Source organism: Salinimonas profundi (assembly GCF_014750655.1).
Classification (GTDB): domain Bacteria; phylum Pseudomonadota; class Gammaproteobacteria; order Enterobacterales; family Alteromonadaceae; genus Alteromonas; species Alteromonas profundi_A.
Window position 1 is genome coordinate 187,036 of sequence record NZ_JABBXD010000005.1, and the last position, 26,229, is coordinate 213,264.

At 47.4% G+C, this 26,229-nt stretch carries 20 protein-coding genes and 1 pseudogene; 9 read left to right on the forward strand and 12 right to left on the reverse strand.

Translation table 11 applies throughout. From position 1 onward, the window contains the following. Positions 1–354: 354 nt before the first annotated feature. Positions 355–1,266: pseudogene (locus HHX48_RS10855) on the reverse strand (MipA/OmpV family protein). Positions 1,267–1,397: 131 nt separating this feature from the next. Then, a complete protein-coding gene (locus HHX48_RS10860; protein ID WP_191025013.1) occupies positions 1,398–1,943 on the reverse strand; it encodes an MATE family efflux transporter in 546 nt (181 codons plus the stop codon). Positions 1,944–2,189: 246 nt separating this feature from the next. Between HHX48_RS10860 and HHX48_RS10865 the strand changes: the two genes are divergently transcribed. Further along, positions 2,190–3,062 (forward strand): EamA family transporter, encoded by an 873-nt coding sequence (locus tag HHX48_RS10865; RefSeq protein ID WP_191025015.1) that lies wholly within the window; start codon positions 2,190–2,192, stop codon positions 3,060–3,062. Positions 3,063–3,088: 26 nt separating this feature from the next. Here HHX48_RS10865 and HHX48_RS10870 read toward each other — a convergent pair whose 3' ends face one another. Together HHX48_RS10870 and HHX48_RS10875 are read right to left on the reverse strand one after the other, a co-directional pair. Then, complete coding sequence (locus HHX48_RS10870; RefSeq protein ID WP_223858281.1) at positions 3,089–3,559, reverse strand: DUF6314 family protein; 471 nt, start codon at positions 3,557–3,559, stop codon at positions 3,089–3,091. A gap of 166 nt (positions 3,560–3,725) precedes the next feature. Then, complete coding sequence (locus HHX48_RS10875) at positions 3,726–4,727, reverse strand: family 43 glycosylhydrolase (RefSeq protein ID WP_191025017.1); 1,002 nt, start codon at positions 4,725–4,727, stop codon at positions 3,726–3,728. Between the two features lie 405 nt (positions 4,728–5,132). Here HHX48_RS10875 and HHX48_RS10880 point away from each other — a divergent pair, with 405 nt between their 5' ends. Beyond that, the gene (locus tag HHX48_RS10880; protein ID WP_191025019.1) at positions 5,133–5,993 is read left to right on the forward strand and encodes a poly(ethylene terephthalate) hydrolase family protein; all 861 of its coding nucleotides are present in this window, start codon (positions 5,133–5,135) and stop codon (positions 5,991–5,993) included. 168 nt (positions 5,994–6,161) lie between these two features. Next, on the forward strand, positions 6,162–7,658 hold the full coding sequence (locus HHX48_RS10885; RefSeq protein ID WP_223858283.1) for a carboxylesterase/lipase family protein: 1,497 nt from the start codon (positions 6,162–6,164) through the stop codon (positions 7,656–7,658). A gap of 222 nt (positions 7,659–7,880) precedes the next feature. Here the strand turns inward: HHX48_RS10885 and HHX48_RS10890 are convergent, their stop codons facing one another. Next, positions 7,881–8,477 carry an outer membrane beta-barrel protein gene (locus tag HHX48_RS10890; protein WP_191025023.1) on the reverse strand — a complete coding sequence of 199 codons (597 nt, stop codon included), beginning with the start codon at positions 8,475–8,477 and terminating at the stop codon, positions 7,881–7,883. 444 nt (positions 8,478–8,921) lie between these two features. Here HHX48_RS10890 and HHX48_RS10895 point away from each other — a divergent pair, with 444 nt between their 5' ends. Continuing rightward, positions 8,922–9,485 (forward strand): hypothetical protein, encoded by a 564-nt coding sequence (locus HHX48_RS10895; protein WP_191025025.1) that lies wholly within the window; start codon positions 8,922–8,924, stop codon positions 9,483–9,485. A gap of 36 nt (positions 9,486–9,521) precedes the next feature. Here HHX48_RS10895 and HHX48_RS19065 read toward each other — a convergent pair whose 3' ends face one another. Then, entirely contained in the window at positions 9,522–11,828 is a 2,307-nt protein-coding gene (locus HHX48_RS19065; RefSeq protein ID WP_191025027.1) for a tetratricopeptide repeat protein, read from the reverse strand. A 212-nt stretch (positions 11,829–12,040) separates the two neighbouring features. Between HHX48_RS19065 and HHX48_RS10905 the strand changes: the two genes are divergently transcribed. The 5 genes from HHX48_RS10905 to HHX48_RS10925 all read left to right on the forward strand — a co-directional run bounded on the left by HHX48_RS10905 (position 12,041) and on the right by HHX48_RS10925 (position 18,464). Beyond that, complete coding sequence (locus HHX48_RS10905; protein ID WP_191025029.1) at positions 12,041–12,523, forward strand: hypothetical protein; 483 nt, start codon at positions 12,041–12,043, stop codon at positions 12,521–12,523. Between the two features lie 198 nt (positions 12,524–12,721). Continuing rightward, positions 12,722–13,885 (forward strand): DUF547 domain-containing protein, encoded by a 1,164-nt coding sequence (locus tag HHX48_RS10910; RefSeq protein ID WP_191025031.1) that lies wholly within the window; start codon positions 12,722–12,724, stop codon positions 13,883–13,885. 219 nt (positions 13,886–14,104) lie between these two features. Next, positions 14,105–15,289: a DUF547 domain-containing protein gene (locus HHX48_RS10915; protein ID WP_191025033.1), complete on the forward strand. Its 1,185-nt coding sequence runs from the start codon at positions 14,105–14,107 to the stop codon at positions 15,287–15,289. A gap of 367 nt (positions 15,290–15,656) precedes the next feature. Beyond that, on the forward strand, positions 15,657–16,265 hold the full coding sequence (locus tag HHX48_RS10920) for a response regulator transcription factor (RefSeq protein ID WP_191025035.1): 609 nt from the start codon (positions 15,657–15,659) through the stop codon (positions 16,263–16,265). 87 nt (positions 16,266–16,352) lie between these two features. Beyond that, positions 16,353–18,464 (forward strand): EAL domain-containing protein, encoded by a 2,112-nt coding sequence (locus HHX48_RS10925; RefSeq protein ID WP_191025036.1) that lies wholly within the window; start codon positions 16,353–16,355, stop codon positions 18,462–18,464. Here the strand turns inward: HHX48_RS10925 and HHX48_RS10930 are convergent. From HHX48_RS10930 to HHX48_RS10955, 6 genes are all read right to left on the reverse strand, one after another. Continuing rightward, positions 18,441–20,546 (reverse strand): ATP-binding protein, encoded by a 2,106-nt coding sequence (locus tag HHX48_RS10930; RefSeq protein ID WP_191025039.1) that lies wholly within the window; start codon positions 20,544–20,546, stop codon positions 18,441–18,443. The two genes, HHX48_RS10925 and HHX48_RS10930, sit on opposite strands and share 24 nt — an antisense overlap. Then, positions 20,543–21,349, reverse strand: coding sequence for a substrate-binding periplasmic protein (locus HHX48_RS10935; protein ID WP_191025041.1), 807 nt, complete (start codon positions 21,347–21,349; stop codon positions 20,543–20,545). Before HHX48_RS10935 ends, HHX48_RS10930 begins: the two co-directional genes overlap by 4 nt. A gap of 382 nt (positions 21,350–21,731) precedes the next feature. Then, positions 21,732–23,810, reverse strand: a complete 2,079-nt coding sequence (locus HHX48_RS10940; protein ID WP_191025043.1) for a prepilin-type N-terminal cleavage/methylation domain-containing protein — start codon at positions 23,808–23,810, stop codon at positions 21,732–21,734. 10 nt (positions 23,811–23,820) lie between these two features. Then, positions 23,821–24,954: a PilX N-terminal domain-containing pilus assembly protein gene (locus HHX48_RS10945; RefSeq protein ID WP_191025045.1), complete on the reverse strand. Its 1,134-nt coding sequence runs from the start codon at positions 24,952–24,954 to the stop codon at positions 23,821–23,823. After that, positions 24,944–25,573: a prepilin-type N-terminal cleavage/methylation domain-containing protein gene (locus HHX48_RS10950; RefSeq protein WP_191025047.1), complete on the reverse strand. Its 630-nt coding sequence runs from the start codon at positions 25,571–25,573 to the stop codon at positions 24,944–24,946. Before HHX48_RS10950 ends, HHX48_RS10945 begins: the two co-directional genes overlap by 11 nt. After that, the gene (locus tag HHX48_RS10955; protein WP_191025048.1) at positions 25,561–26,085 is read right to left on the reverse strand and encodes a GspH/FimT family pseudopilin; all 525 of its coding nucleotides are present in this window, start codon (positions 26,083–26,085) and stop codon (positions 25,561–25,563) included. The genes HHX48_RS10950 and HHX48_RS10955 overlap by 13 nt, the downstream gene beginning before the upstream one ends. Positions 26,086–26,229 lie beyond the last annotated feature (144 nt).

The window sequence follows — 26,229 nt, forward strand, 5'->3', positions numbered from 1 at the left end:
AAATTGTATTCACTACCATTGACGCTGCTTATTACTACACCTGCTCATGCTCGGAGAGACGCCATGCTAGGTATGATTTTTACGGTCGTTTTTATTGTTATTATGCTGGTTTTATACTGGATAATCGTCGCCGAGGTAGGTAAAAAAGATAAAAGCTGAGCTATCTCCTGCTGTTAACGTTATTAACCCAGCCTCGTTAAGAGTATGCAGTCCGGCCGCGGCACTCACTCGAGAGCCCGGTCAGCGTGTAGAGTCATATACAACTGAAACTCACCGCTAACGTACCGTTCTTTTAATATTCCCAGCCCCCAGCTCTACAAAAAATTTACCATAATCCCGACCAGACATCGGCAATTACCAACTCGCTTTAGCGTCGCTCTGATAGCCTCGCCAGACAAAGCCCACGCCCAGGCTGTAGGTAATATCTTTTTCGAACAACGGGCTTTCTTCATTGCTCGCGCCGTGGTGAAACTGCATTGAAGCGCCAACAAAGCCACGCAAATTTTTCATGACAGGAAAAGCCAGACTCGCTGACAGTTCAGCGCCAAGGTACCCTCCCCCGGCGTTATAAGCAGACCTGAATCCAGTCTCGTATTCGGGTGCAACCTAGTAAAAATAATCGTGTAATTTTTCAGTTGCCCATGTCATTCGGGCGGCAAGGTTAAAGCCGGTATCAGGCGTGAATACACCGCGCTGCTGATACCGTAATGTTGGCTCGAAGACGTAGCCTCTGGCATCGATATGACCAAAGTCTGTGGAAAATACTGCTCTTGTCTGTAGCTGTGCATTGAGTCGCGCATTTCCCCCACCGTTAAACGAATAGTCTTTGATTTTATAGATCAGTTGCGGTCCTACCTCGAACAAGTAATCCAGTTCAGGCATGCCTTCGCGCACGGTGTTATCTTCGCTGTCTGCAGCAAATGCGCCACCAAAGCTGATATCAAGCTCCAGCTTCTGATTTTCTATAAAAACAGCGCGGGCACCGCCCTGCCCGCCAATACGAAAGATATCGCCTCTGTATATTGCATAGGGTAATGCTAACGCCACCGTGTTTCGCTCGCCGGATGCAGGATAATTTGGCACCTCAATCACGCCACCACCTACACCCACCTCCCACAGCGGCTGCTTCTCATTTAACGCTTCAAATCCGGTCAAATTACGATTTGGTGAAGTATCAACCGCCTCATCTTGTGGATGGGCAAAGCCCGGGCGGCTGACCAATAACAATAAAGTAAAAAGAATAAGGTATTGTGAATGCCTGAACACGGATAACCCTGATGAAAGAGAGTGAAAATTCAGTTTAGCGGTAGCGCCAGATGATTAATAGTTACCTGTTAGTAATCTGTCAGGCGAATGCTACCATGTACTTTCGCATCGTTCAGGTTTTATGCCATCGCTTATGCTTTCCAGAAGCACAGCGTATTAAACCCAAGATACTTTTTGACCTGATAAACGCCCAACAGATTTTGTGATGCAACACCACAGGCATAGGCAATGGCCGCCCCTATCACGCCAAAGTATGGAATTAAAATAATGCCTAAACCTACGCTCAGAATACCCGCGATAACGACATTATCGCGTACTTTGGTTTCGTTGCCGGTCATGCTAAGTAAATAGCCTACTGAACCGGTAGCAATATTCACAAACTGACCGATGGTCATAATCATCAACGCTGTGGCGGCCGCGGTGAATGCCTCGCCGAACATACTCATTAACCATTCCGGGAAAAGCAGTATGAAGAGTGTTACCGGCACAGAAACCAGAAGCATAATCCGAACAGATAACAGTGCCGTGCGCCTGATGCCATCAATATCACCCAGTGCATGCATAGCAGCAAATTTGGGTGCCACGATGGTATTAACCGCAAACAGAATAAAGCTTGTCAGCATTGCCGTTCGCTGTGCGGTAGCAAGATGGATAATGCGGTCGATGAGCGCCCGCACTACAACACCGGCTCGTCAGTGAACTAATCCGGGGAACGAGTGCAATTTTACGTATTCTGTAGTGCCATTTATTGTTGGTTCTGTAACCAACGAAGCATCATGACAAAGTAAGAAATACCAACTCAAAGCATGCCAGCCAATGACGCCTGGTAATGCTGCGCCAACGGTTTTATTGTCATTGCCATATTGATTCACGCTTTCAAATGCAATAGGTTAGCGCGCAACTGATGGCAATAGAGTAGTGACATGTTTCAACTGGTGGCAGTTACCCTGTTATGGGCATTTTCGTTTTCGTTGATAGGTGAGTATCTGGCCGGCAGTGTCGACAGTTATTTTTCAGTACTTACCCGTGTGCTGCTTGCCGCTCTGGTGTTTCTGCCTTTTATAAAGTTTTCAGTATTAACCACATCTCAAAAGCTTATTCTGGCCTTACTTGGCGCGGTCCAGTTAGGCGTCATGTATATCTTCTTCTATCACGCATTTTTGTATTTGTCGGTCCCGGAAGTCCTTCTGTTTACTATCATTACACCGTTATATGTTGCTGTCCTTAACGACGCTCTGTTCTTTCGATTTACGCCGTTTCATATTGTCTGTGCATTGATTGCGATGGGCGGCGCAGCCGTTATTCGTTTTCAGGGCGTAAGTACCAACTTCTGGACTGGCTTTTTTATCGTACAGGGCGCCAATATTTGCTTTGCGCTTGGTCAGGTAGGCTATCGTAAGTTGGTCGCAAGCTTTACAGCACCGGTAGCCCACCATCAGATATTCGGCTGGTTTTATCTTGGTGCGCTGGCCATTGCATTACCCGCCTTTTTTCTTTTCGGTAATCACAGCCAGCTTCCGACGACCACTACACAATGGAGCGTACTTGCCTGGCTTGGAGTGGTAGCGTCGGGATTAGGGTATTACTTCTGGAATCAGGGCGCGCTGAAGGTGTCTGCAGGAACACTGGCGATCATGAACAATGCACTGATTCCTGCAGGACTGCTGGTAAATCTGCTGCTATGGCAAAAGGACGTTGATTTACCCCGCCTGTTATTGGGAGGAAGTATCATCGCCTTAGCATTGTGGCTGTCTCATCGTCACAACGAAAGAAATCGCAAGCCTGCTGTCTACTGACAAGCGTCGTGCGCGACTATGACCTGTTACAAGGGTGCGTAGTGACTAACCATGGTGTAATCCTTGCGAGGCCCCTTTACCTGCCATACCGATTCCCACACAGGCCAACGAGTAAAATCATAGGTCACCTTATAAAGATCATTGCCGCACAGGTGCTCAGCGTAAGGCTTGTCGGCAGAAAAGCTGTGAAAGAATCGCTTGTCAGCAAAATACACATCAATTTGCCCATTCAGGCCGTTTCGCCAAATATAGATCCGCTCAGCGTGTATCGTTTTGCTATTCGCCAGGGTCACCCGCCCTGACTCTCTATATTCCAACTGAGCGTCCGATTCACTTAGAACCGCTTCACCGCTAAACGTGGTTATGCCGCCTGTATGTTCCTGAATATCCCGTGTCAGACGCCATTTACCGACGAACTCAGTCAGACTAATACGCCCCATCTTCGGGCCGGTATTGGCAGCGGGCGTTGTCATACTGTGACGGTTAGTTTTGCTCAATCTTGCCACTATCAATGAATCAGTTTGAACAGACTATAAAAGTATGAGAGAAGTAAGGCAATCTCGAGTGTGGTTGTGTAACAAAAGCTTTTCAGCCGGCAATGATCCTTTAAACACAAAAATTAAAAGAAGGGCGTGGTTTTTCATCCCCCACCCTTTTCAGGCACTAATACAACTCGAACACCGGCTTGCCCTGCTCGTCAAAGTTAACTTCCAGCATCCGGGCATGGCGGTTAGGATCGTAAAGCGGGTCCTTCACAATTTCCTCATGAGGCCGGGTATCGGTTTTGGGCACTACCGCCGGATCGCCTACGGCTTCTTCATAATCTCTGGCGTGATAAATACACAATGGGGTTTTGTCATCTTCAGCCACAGTGAAACAGTTGTGACCAGGGCCATAGATTTTCTTTGCAGTATCGGTTTCAAGCACCGGATGGCGCGTTTTTGTCCACGAATTCCGGTCGAGAAGATCGGCATTTTCATCAGCTTCCATATAGCCCATGCAATAGCAGGCACCTGTCGCGCTGGCTGAGAAAGTGATAAAAATCTTGCCATCATGTTTTATGACTGCAGGGCCTTCATTGACCCAGAAATCTATCCGCTCCCAGTCATAATCGGGCGTTGTCAGCATAAACTGTACTGTTTTTAGTTTGATGGGCGATGCCATCTCAGCCAGATAAAGGTTTGAAGCAGCGAATTGCCCTCCGGTTTTTTCGGCCCAGCAAAAATAGCGTTTGCCCTTGTTTTCAAAAATTGTGGCATCCAGAGAGAAATCGGTAAATGACTTATCGTCACCCTCTGCAGCCTGCATCATGCCCAGTTCCTGCCATTCGTCATTGAGGGGATCCTGGCCTTTGCATTCGAGCACATAAGGACGCAGTGCCCAGATATCTTCTTCCTCGCTGGCGGCAAAATAAATGTACCATTTACCATCCAGATAATGGATTTCCGGGGCCCAGATGTGGCGACTCATCGGCCCACTATCATGCTTGAACCAGATATCAACAGTCTGGGCGTCTTGCAACCCTTCCAGCGTTTTAGACTTTCGAAGCTCGATACGGTCGTAAGTAGGTACTGAACCAGTAAAGTAGTAATACCCATCTGTATGCTTATGAACAAATGGATCGGCTCTCTGCTCTACCAGAGGGCTGTTTGTTTTATTGGTCATTATTCACCCTTAATTGACGTTGAGTTGTATTTTAAAAAGTGGGATACGCCCCGTATACTCACAACCGCGTACCCAGTCAATATTAACATATTATACTATAATTTCTTAACAAACAGATTGTCTAGTTGGAAGTGCCATTGCATTTTCCATTTTAGTGTACCTGATCAAACGTTATTGATACGGGATGTTCACTACAGATAGTTATTAGTAGAACAGCTAAACACACAATGCTCCTTATCTCAGTCCAACTGTTTATCTATCTTCTGTTGCGAAAAAGGCCCATCCATTGACGCTGTATAAGCATTAGTGCTCGAAGTTGATCTTGACGACACAACCTGACATATTGTTAATACAATAATACATAGATGTGTAATTTATTGTTTTTATGTCAAGAGGACCAGCCCGATGAAAACGGCAAGTGCACTACTTTTATACTGTTTGACGTTTTCAGTCACCGCAGAGGTTCTGGATAAAAAAACCATCGACAACGGTGGATCGGGCCCGTTCAAAGCTATCGCCGCCAGTGAATCCAGTCTTCCTGATTATGTGGTATACCGACCTAAAGACCTGCAATCTGTAGCAAAAAAACAGCAAGCATTGCCGTTGATCGTTTTCGCAAATGGTGGCTGCAAGGATACCTCCTATCCTTTTGAACGCATGCTTTCAGAAGTCGCCTCTCACGGGTACCTGGTTGTAGCACTTGGCTCAATGCAGCGCCGTCTGGATGACCGCACATTAAATAAGTCGCCCAATCAACAAATGCCTCAGGCTATCGACTGGGCACAATCACAAAATCAAACAGCGTCCAGCGCTTACTTTAATAAAATAGATATGGCGCATGTTGCATTTGCCGGTCAATCCTGTGGTGGTGCCCAGGTACTGGCAATGGCCGATGATCCTCGTGTTACCAGCTACCTGATGTTTAATTCGGGCATCGGCGACATGACCATGGCAGAAGCTGACCAAGAATCTCTTCAACAATTACACACGCCAACGCTCTACCTTATTGGCGGTGAATCCGATGTCGCGTACGAAAATGCGCTGAAAGATTACCAGCGTATTACCAGGGTTCCCGTTGCCTTCGCCAACGCTGTCAACGCCGGACACTCCGGTACGTTTGAAGAGCCCAATGGCGGCGCTTTTGCACAAATGGCGCTTAAATGGCTCGATTGGCAACTGAAAAGTAAAAATGAAAATTCAGCGGTTTTTCTAAAAAGTGATTTGAGTGCATTCCCGGACTGGACGATGAAATCGAAAAACTTTTGAGATGATCAATAAGCCTCTCCCCGATAAAGAGGGAAAGGTCAATAAATGCCCTCCTGAAGGATAAGCGCAATGAACGCATGCGGATGCCAAACAAAAACACGACCTGTCATAAGTATTTTTCTACTGCTTTTCTCTGTATTAGCCTGCCATTCGGCTATGGCGGCATTCATGGATGAGGTCACGGTAGAGGAAGGTAAACTTAAAGGCACTGTAGAGAAGAATATCGCTATCTACAAAGGCGTACCTTTTGCTCGTCCGCCGGTGGGCGAATTACGCTGGAAAGCCCCACAGCCTGCGCAACACTGGAACGGCGTGAAGACAGCTCAAGCTTATGCGCCTGCGCCGATGCAGGCGGGCGAGCCGCCTTCTGGAAAAAGTGAAGATTGTCTGTATTTGAATATTTGGACACCCGCCACGTCACCTGATGACGATATCCCTGTTTTTGTATGGATTTATGGAGGAGGATTTAGCTTTGGTGCATCATCTGATCCTATCTTCGATGGCCGAGCGTTGGCTAATAAAGGCGTTATTGTGGTAAGCATCGCTTACCGTGTCGGTCAGTTGGGTTTTCTTGCTCATCCGGAACTCTCCGCGGAAAGCCCGCATGGTGTTTCAGGTAACTACGGCATCCTGGACCAGATAGCTGCGCTAAAGTGGATAAAGAAAAATATCAGTCAGTTTGGCGGTAATCCGGATAATATTACTATAGCCGGCGAGTCCGCCGGGGGAATATCTGTAAGTATGCTTTCCGCATCCCCACTAGCAAAAGGACTTTTTGAAAAAGCAATTTCGCAAAGCGGTGGATCTTTTGGCCCGCCTCGCGAGGTGAATTATCCGGGTGAAAATATGTCACTGCTGGAACAGGCAGAGTCAGAAGGCAAAGAGTACGTCAAACAGTTTGGCACGACGTCCATCGACGCACTACGAAAAATGGATGCAGAAACGTTTATTCCGCAAGGCTGGTCTTTACCAGGCGGATGGCCGATTATTGACGGCTATGTCATTCCCGATGACCAGTATACACTTTATCAGCAGGGTAAATTTAACGATACCCCAGTACTCATAGGATACAACTCAGATGAAGGCCTCAGTTTTGTCAGAGATCCCGATCCCCAACACTTTATAGAGGGCATGGATCAAAGGTTTGACAAGTTTTCATCAAAACTAATAAATGCGTATTCCATATCACGTGAAGCAGTGACACGTAACGCCCGTAATCTGGTACGGGACGCAGCTTTTGGTTGGCACACCTGGAGCTGGGCTAAGCTGCAAACTGCACATGGCAATAGTGACGCTTATCTGTACTATTTTGACCAGCGACCGAATCATTCGAAAGGATCGGAAAACTCCAACGAAGGCTCTGCGCACGGCCAGGAAATTGCGTACGTCTTTAAACACCTGGATGAAAGCAATCCCGATATTGAAAAGCATGCGTTGGAACTTTCAGAATCAATGGCCACTTACTGGACGAACTTTGTAAAGTCAGGTAATCCAAATGGAGCGGACCTTCCACAATGGCCTGTGTTTGAACCTGGCTCACCGACAGTCATGCACTTCAATGATATCCCCAAGACTGGTCCTGTGGCCGACATCAACGCGTTGAAGGTGTTGGACGATTATTTTGAATGGCGTCGCACTGGCGATGGCAGGAAATTGCAACGCTAATCACGCTGACGAGTCTGATACATCGCTTAAGTAGTAAAAGTGATGACGGAACGCTCATTGAGCGTTTATAACGTACTTTAAATAGCCACGCGCACACTCTCATATCCGGACAGGCTAGTAAGTGTCATTATGAATATTGTAAAACTGTACTGTGATTGATAGGAAAAGTCGGTAGGTGTGTTTGCAGATTACGAAGCGCGGGCGTAAAAGCCCGCGTTACCGTTAGAAGCTATAACGGATATTAGCGCCGGTAAACGAAAAGTCGTCTAGCTTTTCGTAAGTCGCACCAATTGCAATTGACGGCGTTATATAAAATGTCGCGCCAGCTTCGATACCTGTGTCGCCCGTATCGTCCAGCTCAATATGCTTAGCGATTACCGATAGCTCAAGTTGATCAATGACCATAGAACGGACACCTGCTGCGATCCCGAAACCGCTTTCATCATCACCTATAGAACCACCCGCACCGGAAGCTTCCACATCAAGATTTTCAAAGCTGGCAACACCAAAGACATCAGTACTTCTGGTAACGCTGTAACGGTAACCTATTCCCGCAGAAAACTGACTCATATCAAGATCGATTCCCATCTCATCATCGCTTAAATCGCGGTAAGAAGCGGTAAGGAAAAAGTTTTCGCCTATTGAAGTTGCGCCTTTAACGCTAAAGCCAGCCGGTTCGAATTCATCAAGACCGTCGATATCTGTTGTCTGATAACCAACTTCAGCATAGTTCCATGTGGGGCCGTTAGAAAACGGTTGCGCAGAGATTGCATTGAAAGAAAAGCTGGCGATTGCCATTGCAAGTAAAGTGCGTTTCATCCGAGTATAATCCTTATAAATACCAGGTTGTCATAATTTGACAGGCGCACTCTAGACGTAAATTAAAGGTTTTAGAAGCTTAAACTGGTATTAAAATGCATACCTTTATATTTTACGTGGTTATTCTCTATCTTTGCCAGGCAATATAGTCGGCCATTCACTGGTGCTGTGCGATTCAATCTGTCATTACGGACGAATTTGAAAATACAAAAGTGTGGTTTTCACTTTATCCAATGATTTTTTCTTGCTCAAGATTGACAGACATGGAAAACCTGGACTTTTGATCATTGCTTATAGCCTCCCGATTGGGAATACTGTGTGAAGACATCATTTCCGTTACTTTTGACGCGTCACATCTATGCAACGCGGATAATGCTTGTTAATCACAGAGCCGGGAGTACATGGAAACAAATAGTACAAACCAAATTATGACAGGGAGACGTCATGAAGATATATAAGTCTATCTTAGTTTTTGTTATCGCCGGAGTCATCTTAAGCTTTACTCGTGACGCTGAGGCGCAAAATACCTCAAATACAAAAGATAATGGCAACGCAGAACGCATTCAGGTAATAGGAAAACGCCCTCTCTCATTACTAAAAGAAGAGTTTATGCTCGCCCAGTATGCGCTTTTTGACACGTTTAACACGCTTATGGAAGACCCGGATATGCACTATGTTTGCACCCGGGAAAAGCGTAAGGGCTCGAACACCCGACAAAAAGTGTGTCGTGATGCGTTTGATATCCGAATTCGACGTGAACTGTTGCAGGAATACAGTGCCCGTCCGGGGGACACTATGGAGAATCTGATGTTAGGCAGTGCATCTGCACAGTTAGGCTCAGAAGAGCTAGACACACTTAAGGCGAAAAAGCTGTCCCTGATTAAAAAGCTTTATGCAGAAAATGCCCGCTTTCGTGATAGTTTCGTAGAAATGGTGACTGCAAAGCAAAAATACGAGGCTTCTCATCAAGCCGCATTTGGTGCTGCAAGCAAGTTTGCTCAAAACTGATGGGCTAAGCTTTCGCGCTGTATGAACAGCGCCAGTTTATTTGTATGCTGCTTCTACCTGCTCGCGCTGCTGCGCCCTTTGAATGGTGAATTGCTGATACTGTTGTTTCAAATTACCCTTTAATTGCAATGTGCTTAAGTCTGGCAACACCCACATGTATGACCACCATGGTTTGTCGCCGGGCGCAACGTTTACTGTCTGAAATGTTTCTGCCTGCTGGCTAGCGGCTAGCAGTGGGTAAACAGGCGGAATTTGTAGCCGCGCATCGCTGAATGAATGTTGTGACTTGAAAAAGACATCGTTACCAGACAGCGCGGCGAAGGCAGAAACAATATCTTTGTTCAGATGGTTCAGCTGCTGTCCGTCTATCGTTGATATACCGTAGCGTAATGCAATCTGTTCGACACCTTCTTCGGATAAATCCTGCTGAAGATATAACGATGTTAACAACGGCATTAAAGTAAAGATTCGGTTATCCAGTAGCTTCACGTTTATTAATAATTGGCGCGCAATCTCAGGCTTTTGATGATGATACCCAAAGCGCGTAAAATTTTTCCAGAACCGTGCGTCGACCGAATCACCGAACAGTGTTGCGGTTTGCCTGAAATACGCATCAGCTTTTTCTGGCATTTCTAACTCAAGGTAAAGGAGTCCGGTAAAAGCGTTATTAACCGGTGACGCATTATCTATATCCAGACATATCTGCATACTCTGGATAGCGTCTTTGACCTGGCCAGAGGCAAATAACGTTTTGGCCTTCCATACATACGCCCAGGTGTAACTTTTATCAACATCAATCGCAGTATTTGCGGCTTCTAGTGCCTGTGCATATTGCCCCCGATGAAAATAGACTATCGCGAGATTAACATTTATCCAGGGGGACAGCGGATCGGCCTGTCTGGCCTTTTGTGCTAATTCAAGTGCTTGATCATACTGGTTCTGCGCAAGTCGCAATTCAGAGTACAGATACAGGGCCGTGCTGTCCTGAGCATTTTTACCAAGTACCTTATTCAGCGCCGATTCGGCCTTTGTAAACGCCTGCCCGGTAGTCGATAAAATAGCGGTTGCTAACAGTGCGTTTCGCTCGTCAGGATTCAGGGCCAGCGCCTTATTTATGGCCCACTGAGCTTTTTGGGTGGCCTCGTCAGGCTGCAGATAAGCATCATGAAAATTGTACCGTGCATAAATGTAAGCCAGACTGCCATAGGCCTGAGCGTATTCAGGATCAGATTCAATGGCTTGATGAAATGCTGCACTGGCCTGCATAAACCATTCACTGGTCTTGCCATTCATAAGCCAGTATTTGCCTCTCATGTAGGCCTGGTAAGCTGCCACTGACGTACTGTTGGCAGGTTCTTTCTCCGCAGCTAATGGCGAAGCATCTGGCTGCAGGTACTGTTTTACCTGTTTGGCAACATTGTGTGTGATCTGAGGTAATGAAACAGCCTCCCCCTCGTAAGAATGCGACCACAATGTCTCATCACGTTTTGCATCAATAAGACGATAAACCACCTTGAACGTGTCAGCCCGCTGTGCGATTGACCCCTCAATCAGATACTCGACATCCAGTGCCCGCGCTATTTCGGTCGGCGCGTCATAATTGTCAGCCTGAGCAAACGTGGAATAACGAGAGGGGACACGAAGTCCTTTTAAACCGGACAACGCCCCCTGAAGCTCCTCTGATAACCCCTGTGCAAGATATTCTGTTTGTTTGTTATTACCAATAGGTGCTAACGGCAATACTGCTACCGATTTTACCTGTGATGGTGACGTATCAGGCTCTTTGGAGCTGAACCAAAGGAAGATGAGCACAACCACACACAACACCTCAATCAGCATAATAAGCGATTTACGCTGGCTACGAACAGTTACTCTCGCATCATCGGTGGTCGAACCGGTATTGTCAGCCTCTTGTGCAATAATTTCCTGCGATACAATTTCTGTATTGCCAGGCGATATTACCTGAGCGTCATCTGTCTGGATGTTTGCCGGCGCATCTTCCGAATGAGACGCTTCTTTTTGTGCGTCTTCAGCGAGCGTTACTCGTGCGTTGAGCCGATACCCTTTTTTGGGCACGGTCTGTATAAGCGTTCTTAATTTACTGTCATCAAACACATTACGAAGCTGCGAAATAATACGGGTGAGCGCCTCATCCACCACCACCCGGTTTCCCCAGGCAGTTTCCAGTAAATATTGTCGGCTTACTGTTTTTTCTGCATGCTCCGCCAGCGCCAGCAGCACCTGCATCGCCTTGGGCTCAACATGCCGTTTGACGCCTTCACTGGTAACAGTATTGTCATCAGGATCGATCGAAAAATGATTAATTTTAAATTTTTCGTGCACGTCAACGCTTCCAGCTAATCAAAAACATAAATAAATTCAAAACATTACCAAACCTTAGAAAACCATTAGCTTTTACGCACGCAATCATCAGGCAGGTTAAACTGTGTCACACCATACTCATTTGCACGGTGACTCACAATCATAGCTGATGCTTTTACGCTATTGGCTGATTGATGAACTCGCTACCAATTACAACATGTTGAGGAATGGTTATGAAATTACCCGGTCGCAAGTTATTAATCAGTAGCTTTCTTGCTGCATCTGTCTGTGCAGTCCCTTCAGCGCTTGCAAGTGCAGGCCACTCCAGCCTACAGCTGAAAACCAGTGTTGAGGATGTAAATGGCGTTAGAGAAATTGAATCAGGTAACTACGAATCCGGCATTCGCAAAACCCACGCCGCGTTGGCGAAAACGTCGGTCGGTTCACGCCGGGCGCCGCTGCTGAACAACCTGTGTGTCGCGCATATTGCCAGCGGTGATACCGCCTCGGCAGAATCAGTATGTGACCAGGCTGTGGATACTGCCAACAATAAAGCAATAGCACTGAATAATCGTGCGATACTTAAGTGCACCAGTGGTGAGCCGGCTGGGTGTCATCAGGACCTAAAACAGGCAAACGCGCTGGCATCACATAATCATCTGATAAGTAAAAACTTCGCGCTTGTTGCTGATAGCCCGCTGGTTGTAAAGCAATAACATCCTTTATCCGCCCGGCATTCAAATGATGTCGGGCTTCTTTCACACTTGCGTATTTAGCGTTTCCTTTACCTTCTCTTCCCTCCTCTCTTTTAAAAAATTAACACTTTTTTACTCTTTAAATAACATATTGTTTGTATATAGTAAGAAATAGAGCGGCATGCTCTTAAGGGAAACTGATTTTAAGGAACAATGATTATGCGAACCAGGTATCTGTGTTTACTTTCCGCGATGTTTTTTTCAGCCTCTGCGTTTACAGCGGAGTCAGCATTACCCACCCCATTTAAGGGGGCTACCGCAAATTCAAAGCTCGAGGTGAGCTACGATGACCTTAACGCTTTTCTGGATGCTGAAGTTCTGGTTATAGGCCGTTCGACCCGGGAAAAAGCGACACGACAAGTGACGACCGGTACACTCATGCGCTCTCGGGTAAATCGTCTTACTGCATTAGAGGCGAATCGCTTTCATTTTGAATCGCTAAGTGATGAAAAGGTCAGCGATATGCTCGTCACGTTAAAGGAAAGTCTGGAAAATTTACCTGACGAAGTCCCTTTATCACTGCTTTCCAGAGATGAGCAACTTGCGTACTGGCTTAATCTGTACAACTTCACCATGCTGCATGAAATCGCTAAACGGCAGCTTTCAGGCAGCCTGAAGGACGATCTTGGTTATGATGATAATGGCAGACTACTCAATGACAAGGTTCTGACTGTGGCGGGCCAGGAACTCAGCCTTAACGATATTCAGTTTACTATCCTGAAGGAAAAATATGACGAGCCCGTAGTCATTTACGGGTTATTTCAGGGCAATATTGGTGGCCCCAGCATTCGTGACGAAGCCTACACTGGTAAGCGGGTATGGCGTCAGCTGGAAGATAACGCCATGGAATTTATAAACTCAAACCGTGGCACTTACTATGATGGTAAAATTTCTGTGTTTTATGAGCACAGTATGCCATTTTTCGATAACGATAAGAAAAAGCTTAAAACGCATTTACTTAATTACATAGATGAAGACCGCTACTACGACGAAGTTGAATCTGCTGATGATCTTGAATTCGCTATGAGCGACTGGCAAATCGCCGATCTGACTGGTGGGGCACGATCGTATGGCGGTTCGGTAATGAATAACAGTGCAGCGCTGATGGACTCTGTACGGTCAGCCCAACAACAAGTCGCAGGCAATGTCCAGAACTCGCTTGCTGATACGCTTGTGGAGCAATCACCTATTGCCAGAAGATTTTCACCTGCACAGCTTGAGTTGCTAAATAATATGAAAGTGAAATACAAGATCAATAACGGTTCGGTTGAGGTCAAAGATATTTCAGAAGAGGAAGCACGAAAGAAATCTGAATCTCAATAAGCTGATGTTGCGTTGTCACTTACCATCAGGTGAGTGACAACTCACTTTTTCTCCGCCATTATTCCCGCCGTATTTTCGTTTTCCGTGGCTTCGGATAGGCCTGTAAAAACAGTACTTTCCATCCCCATTGCTTTAGTAGTTCAATTTTTGTTCTCACAGTGTATGATGAAATTTACTTTTTCGTAACTGATGCCGGAATATCCATAACAAGGAGTTCACATGAAACCGATATATTTAGCACTCGCCCTGTCACTGGCCAGTCCATTTACCTTTGCTGCGGAAGAAAAGCTACCCGAGCCATTCCAGGGCGCTAAGGAGGATTCAAATCTGGAAGTCAGCTACGATGATTTGGACGCCTTTCTGAAAGCAGAGGTATTGGTGGTGGGTCGCTCCACCCGCAAAAAAGTCTCCCGGCAGGCCACAACGGGTACCCGGATGCGTTCCCGGATAAACAGGCTTACCGCGCTAGAGGGAAACAGGTTTCATTTCGAGTCGTTGCAGGATGAAGAGGTTATGGACGTTTTGACAACGCTGAAGGAAAGTCTGGAGGTTTTACCCTCTCAAATCCCGCTTTCAATGCTTCCCAGAGATGAGCAACTGGCTTACTGGTTGAATCTGTATAACTTTACAATGATATACGAGATTGGCCAGCGTGAGCTCAATGGTAGCCTTCAGGATGCGTTGGCTTACGGGGATGAGAGCCCCCTTTTACATGATAAGGTGCTTACCGTTGCCGGCGAAAAGCTAAGTCTGCACGATATCCAGTTTACTATTTTAAAAGAAAAGTATGAGGAACCTGTTGTTATTTACGGGTTGTTTCAGGGAAACATCGGTGGCCCCAGCATTCGTGATGAAGCATATACAGGCAACCGGGTATGGCGCCAACTGGAAGATAACGCAGTTGAATTTATAAATTCTAATCGCGGTACTTACTATGACGGAGAGATATCGGTTTATTACAAACACAATCTGCCCTTCTTTGATAATGACAAAACCAAATTGAAAACCCATATCCTGAATTATGTTGACGATGACCGGTATTATGAACAAATCGAAAATGCCCGCGAGCTGGAGTTTGAAATGAGCGACTGGCAGATTGCAGATTTGACTGGCGGCGCACGCAATTATGGCGGTTCAGCAATGATAAATAGTGCTGCATTGTTGGATGCCGTGCGTTCAGAGCAGATGTTATATAACGAAGGTGGCGGTGCAGGTATGACTGGTATAGAGACTTCGCTGGACCAGTCAATGGTACAAAAGGCCCGGATGGCTACCCGATTCCCTGCCGTGCAGCTTGAGATGTTGCAAAAGCTAAAAGTACAGCACGAGATGAATCGCGGCTCGGTGGATGTTAAAGACATTTCAGAGGAAGAAGCGAAGTCGCGCGACAAAGACGACAACTAATCCAGAGTCTGTATATCGTGGGTGTCCTGCTCACGATATACAATATCATCGCCCCTTTCGTAACGCATCGCTGATGTTGAAATGCGATTCTTCACTTTGATAATTCTTTTCGCAACTTCTACGATTATTATACCACGATCCGTTTTCATTCACTTCAGACAGACACGTCAGGTAAGTGCAACCGTACGCCATTCAGAATGGTATAGAATGCAGTCTGTCAACTGTAAGTAGTTGATATTAGTGACCACCTTAAAATGCACACCGTTCAGATTTGACTTATCACAACACGCATGTCTTAATGAACAGACTGCAAAAAACGCAACACATTGATTTTTAGATATATTTAAAATTTAATAAGGATCCTCTCATGACCACGCCTTCCAAGGTGTATCTGGTAGATGACGACAAGCTGATTTTAGAGACGCTGGCCAGGATCTTTAATGAGTCCCATTTCTCTGTTCACACCTTCAGTGATACCCGTGCCTTCCTGAAAAGCGATATCGATACCCATAATGCCTGTGTCATTCTCGATTTGAATATGCCCTACCATACCGGTCTGGACGTGCTGGCTGCACTTAAAAAATCACATCCTGGTTTACCGGTACTTATCTATTCGGGAAAAGCCGATGTCATCACCGCCGTGAAAGCCATGGAAGATGGCGCTGTTACGCTTATCCAAAAGTCCGCAACGCCCGAGCGACTTATCAAAAAAGCACAGGAAGCCATTGTGCAGCGTAAATCACTGCTTCTGGAGCTGGAGCAAACACGCAACGCTAAAGCGTTAATAGCCCATCTGACCGAGCGTGAACTGGATGTCGCAAAACTGGTCTCAGAAGGCTACTCCGCATCAGAAATTGCCGATAAGTTATATATCAGTCACCGTACTGTCGAGGCGCACAAATCAAATATATTCAGTAAGCTGGATGTTCATTCTGTGGCATCACTGACGCGCGTGGTACTTCAGGCCGAACGATAATGGCTGCCGCCTAATTTACGTAATTTCCCGAATACATTGTTGTGCGGATGTTCTCTATATTTCAGCCTCTCGTAAAAAGGGGTGAAAATGTCCGCAAAAGTGCTTGTTCTGGATGATGATAAGATTATCCGGCTTTCATTGTTCCATGCCCTCACGAAAGAAGGGTTTGCCTGTTCGGCCTGTGCAAGTATCGTTGAGCTGATTAAAGCTAGTCGTGCGCTAAATCCTGACGTAATCCTGGTTGATCTCTGTCTGGGTGCCGAAGATGGACTGGATGCATTTTCAGCGCTGGCAGAACATAACAGCGCGGCAAAAATTATTGTTATCAGTGGCGCCGATATGGATGTTATCGATGCCGCCTGTCAGGCTGCATCTGCCCAGGGCCTGGATGTTGCCGGCATGCTTAAAAAGCCTTTTGCATTAAAATCACTGGTTCAGCTTATCCGGGAAGCCACATCAGCAGATGCCAGGCGCGTCTGTGGTCAAACCAATACTGACAGGTCAGTGACAGACGGGGATCTTCACCAGGCAATTCTGAATCGTGAGTTATCACTGGAATTTCAGCCCAAATTAGATATCCATACTCAGTCACTGGCTGGCGCAGAGGTACTTTGTCGGTGGCATAGTGAAAAGTTCGGCACTATTGCACCTGATGTGTTTATTCCGATGGCTGAACGCAGCAACAGTATTATTGCCCTGACGGAATATGTGCTTATCAGCGCTATCCAGTGGCTGTCCGAATTTTTGAAGATAAAATCCCGTTACCCGGCCGGGCTGGTGAGCCAGGACTTTCACCTGTCTATCAACATATCTGGACTGTCATTAAATGATACTAACTTCTTAAATAAACTGGACACCCTGATTGGCGATTACCGTGTGCAGCCTTCGCACCTTATGCTGGAGATGAGCGAATCAGTCGCTATCGGTCAGCATGCTGTCGCCCCGGAGATACTGACCCGCCTGCGACTTAGAGGTTATCGCCTGGCGGTGGACGATATTGGCAGTGGGCTGGCGTCTATTGAGCAGTTGGTCAGATTGCCCTTCTCAGAGCTTAAAATCCATCGGCGATTTGTCACAACGACAACGAGCGCTTATGAGTCATCACTCATTACCAGTACACTGGTTAAGCTGGGTCAGGGGCTGGGATTAAATGTCACTGCCGTGGGCGTTGAAGATGCCGATACCGTGGCAATGCTGGAACAAATAGACTGTCAGTTTGCGCAAGGTTTCCACTTTGCACCTGCATTGACGCCGGATGCTTTTTCGCAGTGGCTGACCAAACATGCCAGTGAACAGCTGCCCTACCGCATCGCTACCCTTCGTGCGATGAAACCTCACCCGTCACAACCTGAAGACAGGTTCGACCGACTTGTAAGGTTAATCAGTCGTATTTTTAATATGCCTGTCTGTGGCATCGCTGTACTTGAAGAAACGCACTGTTATCTGAAAGCAAAAATCGGTCTGAATGCCGAAACGATGCCAGTTGGCAGCGCACTGTGTTACCGCTTACTGCCGGACACCGACAGCATTATTATTCCTGACCTTTTAAGAGACGAACATGCTGCCGGCACATCACTGGTAAATGCCCGGCCTCCTTACAGATTGTTTGTATCCCATGCGGTGCGGGCAAACAACGGCTGTATATTGGGAAGTGTCTTTGCCGCCGATCGTACACCCGGGAACTGGACGGATAAACAGGAATCAACGCTGAAAATGATCGTACGCGTTGTGGAAAAAGAATTTCACTATAATGCTGCGGCCAGTCTTGACGCCGTGAGCCAGATAAGTCACAACGACGCCTTTACCCGCCGCGCTGATGCGCTGGTTCACATTGCAGCCGGTGCTGAGCATGCTGTGCACGTGGTAAAAATCACAGCGCTTTCCTACCAGGTGACAGTAGATGATGTGATTCAACGAATCAGCAAAATGGCCAGAAGTATTCTTTTTGACGCTGACGACCTTGGGCGCACTGGCGAGACGCAGGTAACTGCACTATTTATCGGCCGCCGCAAGGACGAAGTCATAAAGCTGTTGGTAAAAGCGGAGCTGGAGTTAAAAGATATTGAACAGCAGTCACCGATGATCGACAGCCTGCGCATTACGCATTATTCGCCAGATGCTATGTTTGGCGATAGTCTGCAACATATTTTCTGTCAGCCTGAAAAAGCGCGCTCATCACATATCATTATTCGTAGCTGAGTCCGCCGTGTTCAGAGCCTGATTAACGTGTGCTAACAGGCTCTGAGTGGAAAACGGCTTTTGTAAAAAAAACCAGCGCTCAGAGTTGCTCCTTTTGTTACCCACAAAGCCTGACGTTACCAGAATGCGCAGTGCAGGATGCGTCGTTTGTACCCACTCAGCAAGCTCAAAGCCCGATAGCGCGCCGGGCATTACAACGTCTGTCAGCACCAGGTCGATGTCAGCTTTAGCGTCCAGTACTTTCAGTGCGTCTTCTGCGGTTTCTGCCTGAATAACCCGGTATCCTTCTTTCTGCAATGTAGAGGTTGTGCTTTCACGCACCAGTTCATCATCCTCTACCAGCAATATGGTTGTCCCTCTGGTGGGTTGAAGAGGCTTTGCTGGTAAGCGTTTGTTGCCCGACGCACAGGTTGGCAAAACCATATGGACTGTCGTTCCTCTGCCTGCCATAGAGTTGATATGCATGTTGCCGCCAGACTGGCGTACAAACCCAAACACCATACTTAACCCTAACCCTGTGCCTTTATCGCTGGTTTTGGTCGTAAAGAACGGCTCTAAAACCCGATCCAGCACATCCTGAGCAATCCCCTCACCATCATCTTTCACAGAAATGTGCACTGTGTCGCCGGCAATACCAAACAATTTTTTGTGGCCGGATTTCTCCAGCCGGATAGTAATTCTGCCGCCATCAGGCATTGCATCTCTGGAGTTCAGGCATAAATTTACCAGCGCATTCTGTAGCTGTCCCGGGTCGACCCTAACCCACAGCGGCTGGTCAGGTCGCTGAAAGGTTAGCTGGTACTTCTCGCCAAGGGTGCGTGCCAGCATTTCGACAGATTCGTCGATCAACTCCTCGACAAGAGTCACCTCAGGCTGTAGCTGCTGCTTACTGGCAAATGCCAGCAGTCGCTGGTTCAGGCGTGCCCCACGCTCTGCAGCGCGCATAATCAGGGTCATCATTCGGGCCAGATCCGGCGCGTCCTGTAACCGACCAATCAGATGACGGGTGTTAATCAAAATGACGGTCAGCAGATTATTGAAATCGTGAGCAACGCCACCAGTCAGCTGTCCCAACGACTCCATTTTCTGTGCCTGAAACAGCCGATAATCAATATCCCGCTTCTCGGTAACATCACGACTGATTGATGCCATGAAATCCGGCTTACGGCCTGGCTCTTCGTGTTGCTCCTTCCAGATTGGAAACATTCGCCCCTCTATCCACCGGGTTTGTCCGTCAGGCCGAACAATACGACATTTAAAATCGCGCGGGCTCTGGCGCGCTTCTGTGCGAGCCTTTTCTACAGCGTCGATATCGTCAGGATGCACCAGCTTTCGCCAGGCTGATTTTTGGTTCAGAACGGCTTTGGCATCGCGCCCGACCATCTTGCTGAAAGCCTGAGACACATAAAGCGCTTTCTCACTATCAAATGTTTCAAGCCAAAAGACATCATCTGTATTTTGTAATAACCGCAAAAAGCGCTGCTCGCTAAGTTGCAGACTTGAACTAAGTGCAAAACGGTATCGTTCTGAACGAAATAACGCCAGTCCGAGAAACGCCAAAAGAACACTGCTTAATACAATGATAACCATAAACCAGTGACGCTGCTGAACACGGCGTTTTTCCAGGCTTTCGGCCAATTGACGTTCAATACGATCTGCCTGACTTGAAATCTGATAGATTTCTTCGCGAAACTCCGCATCTACCCTGTCTCCGCTCTCAACCAGTGTGTTGAGCTTGAGTGACATCTCCTTCACGTTTTTCAACATGTCCTGAGAGCTACTTTGATTGTTGAGCCGGTGTGCGATGCTCTGGTATTCGCTTAACGCCTGCGTAATCAGAGCCATACCAACGCGTCGCTGCCACGGACTCTCAGCCTCGCCGCTAAGCGCGAAGTGCATCAGGCCATTAGTAAAATCGCTTTCAGCCTGTTCAATGGCATAGACCATGGAAACCCGATAATCGACCTCCTTTTCGCGTATGTGAAATATTACTGCGGTTGCTATGGATATAATCAGCATGGCCGGGACAATCAGTAATATCCAGCGACTTTTATCCTGCAAATAGCGCAATGAGAGTCTCATAGTGTGTAGCACCGGTCGTAATCGGAGGCGGTATCAACTGTCGACATACCCGCCTGGTGCAGTGCCATTTTCACGTCTTGTTGATGGCTGATAAATGACTGGGCTGCATTCCATCGCGCAACCAGCCCCGTGTTTTGCTTTTTAATAACAAACGCTGATATTTGTCTGTTTTGCAAAAATCCGTCGCCGTTTTTAATCTGATAGCGTTCAGGGGTTTCGTGCAGCACCTTCATCAGCGTTGGTCGTGTCATCACCAGTAAATCAGCCCGGCCTGATTTAAGTGCTAATAAGCTCAGCCTGATATCTTCCACCGATAACAAGGACCCGGACTGATGATGCTGTTGCAATATTGATTCTTCTGACGAACCATTAATCACAACAAACTGCAGGTCCTGTGAGGCAATTGGCGTTTGTGGCACATAATTCTGATTATCATTGCGCCATAACACCGCAGTGTCTGATTGTGATAATGGCATAGAAAAACACAAGTTCTGTTCAATCCGGGATTGGGTTACTGCCATCCCGGCGGCGATAACATCTATGCGGTTATTGATAAGCGCAGGGATAAGCTTGTCAAAGGACAGTAACACCCATTTGACCTTATCTATACCCATCTGCTGTACAACCTGACGAGCAACATCCGGGTAGATACCTTTTACCTTCCCCGCCTCATCTATGTACGAATAAGGCGGTTCGTGGGTATACCCAATTGTAAGCGTAGCGGGAGCCGGGTCAGGTTTGCAGCCCGACAGCATAGTGACCGCTATCAGAAAACATAGTCGAATGACCGTCGAAATAAGCATTAATACAGGCTCTACCTATTTTGATAGCCCGCCAATGTACTTTCCGGTCTGCGTCAGACCTATTCGTAAAATTACGTAAATGTTTATTTTAGAAAGACAATTACAGGCAGTGAGTGGGATTTTGAAAAAAGTTGCATGTAGTGGTAGCGCAGCATACTTTGAAAAATAAACGCAGCGCGAACGTTGCTGACTGCCCAAAGCGTAGATCAGGTTTACACAATTTCAAGGAAGAACGAGAGATTTTTTATATTCTACTGTCGGCTCCGGTCAGAGCAGGCGTTGGCATGTTAATCAAAAAACAACAGTAAGATTGATGAAGTACTTTCTATGTCAAAAAAGACGCCCCGTTTAATCACAAAGATACAAGCGGGGCGTACAAGCGTTAAATCTGCGTCAGCTCAATAATCAGACTGTATTCCTGATTAGACGTTGCATTCAAGCCGGTGCTCAATGAAATCCGGTCAGCTTCCACAATGGTGCCATCCGGGTACTGCACTTTCAGCGTGACATTGAAGTAATTTTTCTCAAACGCAAAGATAATGTCGCCTTTCCAGTTTTCTGACATATTTTCGCAACTAAAGAACGGTGTCGATTTCCCTTTAGGGATCGTAATTGGGCAATTAAACTGCGACGGTGAGTTAGTAATTGTCAGATTAGACAGATCAACATAGCTGGCCTTTTTGCTGTTATTGGTTTCACAGGGTTGCGTTTCACCATTTAGCGTAATCAGGCAGTTGATATTACCAATCAGTGCAAAGAATTTTTCTGATGCGGCCTTACTGTTTACCGTCACCAGCAGCGAATTATCCAGCTTACCGCCCAAAAAGTAGGTGGGAGAAATACCCGGTGTACCCGTGATACCTGCGTTATAGCCCATGGCAAAATTGGTAATAGCCGTGGTTCCGTCACTTAATGCTTCGACCCGGCCCCGGCTGTAGGTGCCGTAAAAATCGTTCACCGGATCAAGAATCGTTTGAATATTTTCATTAGTTACCGTGGCAATAGCCGAATATTTTGAACTCCACTGGGACAATAACGTCAGGTTGACATCATAAAATGGTGCGTAGGCTTTCCAGTCCTCCTTGCCGGCCTCGATCATCGCTTTAAGTGCCTGCTTGTGGCTGGCAGTCATTCTGTCCAGATAAATACCGCGCGAAATTAACTGCTGACCACCGGGACCCATTGTAATAGAGCGGTCGGTCGGTTTGGTGGGTGTCCCCTCGCCCTGTACGCTGGCGGCTATCGCGGCTTCAGTATAGGCGGTGTAGTTGGTCAGAGTCTGGGTATCCAGCAAATATCTGTCACTGAACTGAATAACGTCCAGCAACTGCCAGTCCGGATACATCTGAAAATAGCCATCTACACGCTTAAACCGACATACCTCATCGTAAGCATCGCCCACTGATGAAGCCGGCAGGAAACTGCCATCATTCATCCGCTTATAGTGGCCGTGTGGCTTGCCGCCTTCTTTGCGATAGTATTGCTCTTGTTCGACCATTGCCGGTGTATCATGATGGTCGCGGCAACAGGTATTACAGATAGCAGGCTGCTGACTACCGTCAGCATTACCGGTTTGTTTTTCTATCTTTTCACCGGGTTTAACCACCAACTCACTACCATCGTAGTCGGTCATACTGGGTGTGTAGCCATCACCTGAGCCGGCCAGCGTGCACGAACAATTTACAGTTAAAAAATCTTCCTGCTCCAGTTTGTCAGTCTGATCGGGCAGATTGATATAACGGATGGTTTCAAACTGGACAAGGTTGTTGTCACCCTGCTTATCAATATCCGGTACCGGCTTACTGGTTTCGATACTTTCGCCATTACCCAGTTCGTAGGAAATTACATCAGGTGCCAGACCGGGTGTGTACGCCACCTTGGGCTGATTCTTGGCACCGTCTGACTCGTTATTGGCCTGAAAGCTTCTGGCTAACAAAACCGGAGCTACATTGCCTTCGACCGCAATGGATTTTGTCTCACCCTGTGGATCAGTCCAGCTGACATTGACCGTCACGATTTTCTGCCCGGGAACATCCGGGGCGGGCACCGGTATGCCAATGTCGCCTTCTGTTAACCAGGTGTCCGGCACGCCGTCACTGTCTGTATCGGTATAAAACTGATTCTCAACCGCCCAGGTTCTGGTAAAGGTGTAAGTTTTAGTGGCATCAGTTTTTATGTCCACCACCACACTTCCGGCATTCAGACCGCCGCCGGCATCGTCGCCGATATCGTTGTATGCCGGCAGACCGGCGGTGGTGCGCAACACATCAAACTGACGCAAATCGTCCAGTTTTTCCTGTGCAAGCTGCAAGGCCACCTGACGTAAGTTAAGTTTGGCATCGCTGCGCATATATTCGGTTTGCAGGGTGACAAAGCCTGTAACACCCAACATGATAATTAACGAAGCGATTAATACTTCTACCAGAGAGAACCCTTTAATATTTTTTTTATGGCTTATCACGTCAGTACTCCTAAAAATCCCGCCAGCTTCCCGGTACGATGGCTACCCGCTGAAAGGCATCACTTAGGCGTAGCCCCTGCAGTACCTCAGCATCGTAAACCGAGTTATAGGTACCGCCGGAGTTCCCCACCGGATGGTTCGATGCAACCACGCCATTGACCCGCGCGCTACCGACCATATCAATGTCAAAATCTGCCACCGTTGTAGGCTTGCGGAACGGAAAGACCATGCCATTAATTTGCGCACCACCGTTCATTCTTAAATTTCCATCAGCAACAACCAGTACTACCGGATCATCCGGGCTGCCGATGATAGTATTTGAATTCACCGTGCAATCGCCATCAACCCATAACAACCCGGTGGAAGACGGCCCCAGTGTGCTGCAGTCGGTGAGTCTGAGATCCGCATCGGCGCGCAGTGTGGGCCATTCAGCTTCCGGAATATTGAAAAGGTATTCCATCATATCTGGCGGAAAGTTAACGTCATCATCAAGAATATCGAGGTCTTTAAAGCCTTTCTCAGAGTATGGCGAACCTGAACAGTTGCCATCCCTGAACTCCTGCAATCCACAAGTGGTTCCGCTTCCACTTTGCATATTCACCGGCTTATCCGTCCAAATAGAAAGAGGAACGCCCTCACCACCGCCATTAGGATTAGCAACCACTTCAAAGTTACCGCTTACACCCAGGCCACCCGCTACAATGAGCGGTACATCCGGGGGATTGGCCAGTACCGAATACTGAATGACCTGCTGCTGTTGATCGACCGTAGACAAGGTGTCAGGCGACATGCCCCGGGCGGTCAATGTGACCAGTTGCAACACGGTGGATTCCCGGGTGATGGTCTGTCTGACACCCTGCACACTATAGCTGCCCTGCCCAGGCAAGGAACCTGTAATTGCCGTGCCATCCCAACCCGGATCTTCGGTTAATCGGCTAATGGCGCGCGCCAGTCCGGCTTCAGCACTGCTGAAAGCCAGCTGATAATTCTGTGCATTAAGAATAATTTTATGTTCGAACGATTTGACCCGACCCGTGGACAAGGTGACTAATGTAACCAGTATCAGTAACAGCAAGACTGCGGTAAGCATCATCGCGCCGCGCTGTTGAGCCGGTCTGGCGAAGGTAACCGTACTATCCATCATAATTTCTCACCAGTACTTCAGTTGTGAACTGACGCGATATATCCGTGTTGGCCGCAAGTTCAGCCTGAAGGTTTATTGTAATTGATGTGGTTGGAATATTATTGCTCAGCGTCTGGCCCATGGTGAACGACAGACCCTGTATCTGAACAATGTCGCTGTCAGTCAGAGGGAGCCAGCCATCCTGCGTACAGGACAGATTATTCTGGCGCATTTCAACCGTCTGTCCACGCAACCTGTAACCAAAACTTTCGCTGTTGCCGGTGGTGTCCAGAACGCCGTTGTCATTCGCATCATAAGAAAAAAGAATGCAGCTACCGGCAGCTTCGCCGGTATATGCACTGATAACCAGTGAATCAGAGAAATCAGACGGGTTGGCAGTGGGATCGGTGAGCATCGCCACCGTGTCGCCAGAGTACCCCGCTCGTCTGATATCTCGCTGCAAAAGGGAGAGGACCATAGAAGATTCTTCATTTACCCGGGCGCTTTTCAAAAGATTCACGTTCACGCCCACGCCATATCCCACCAGCGACCCTAACGCGGTCAGGGCAGCCACACCCAGCGCCATACCTATCATTAACTCAACAAGAGTAAAGCCGCGATGTGAAGCTAGCTTGCGCATGGTGGATAATCTCCCAACTCGCCAGAGACGACACAGATGTGCACCCTGCCGACTTCGTTAAGGTTAATACGAACGGTATCGGTACCATTGGAAAAGCTTGCCGAGCCACTGTTATTCAGGGTCAGGCCCCGGGTACCATCAAACGATGTCTGATTATCGGTACCAAAGGTAAGAGCAGGCAGCGTGATGCCCGGAAAATCCTGCGCGCGCAGGACATTTTCAACACCGTCGACTGTGCAGCTGTTCGCGACCGCACAATCACAATCGGTCTGATCGGTGGTGCCCACACACCAGTTCTGACCAGCCGTAAAATCGACCTGAATATCCGAGGATTGACGCACCGCATGGCTACGTGCCTGCTGCATCCCGAAATACACATTTTCAACTGCACCGGATAGTGCTGCACTGCGCTGGACACCGGATATCGTCGGCGCGCCAAGTGTAACGACGATGGCAACGATAGCGACTGCTATCATGAGTTCCAGCAAAGACAGCCCTTTTTGATTACTCACCCTGACACCTATACCTTCGGATAAATCCTGAAACCTTATTCCAGCGGAATGTGGTCTATGCTCTGTGTTCCCAAAAAAGAAACATTCAGGTTCTTAGGAAGTATACTAAGCGAAATTTTTCCTAACCTAAGTATTAGAAGTGAT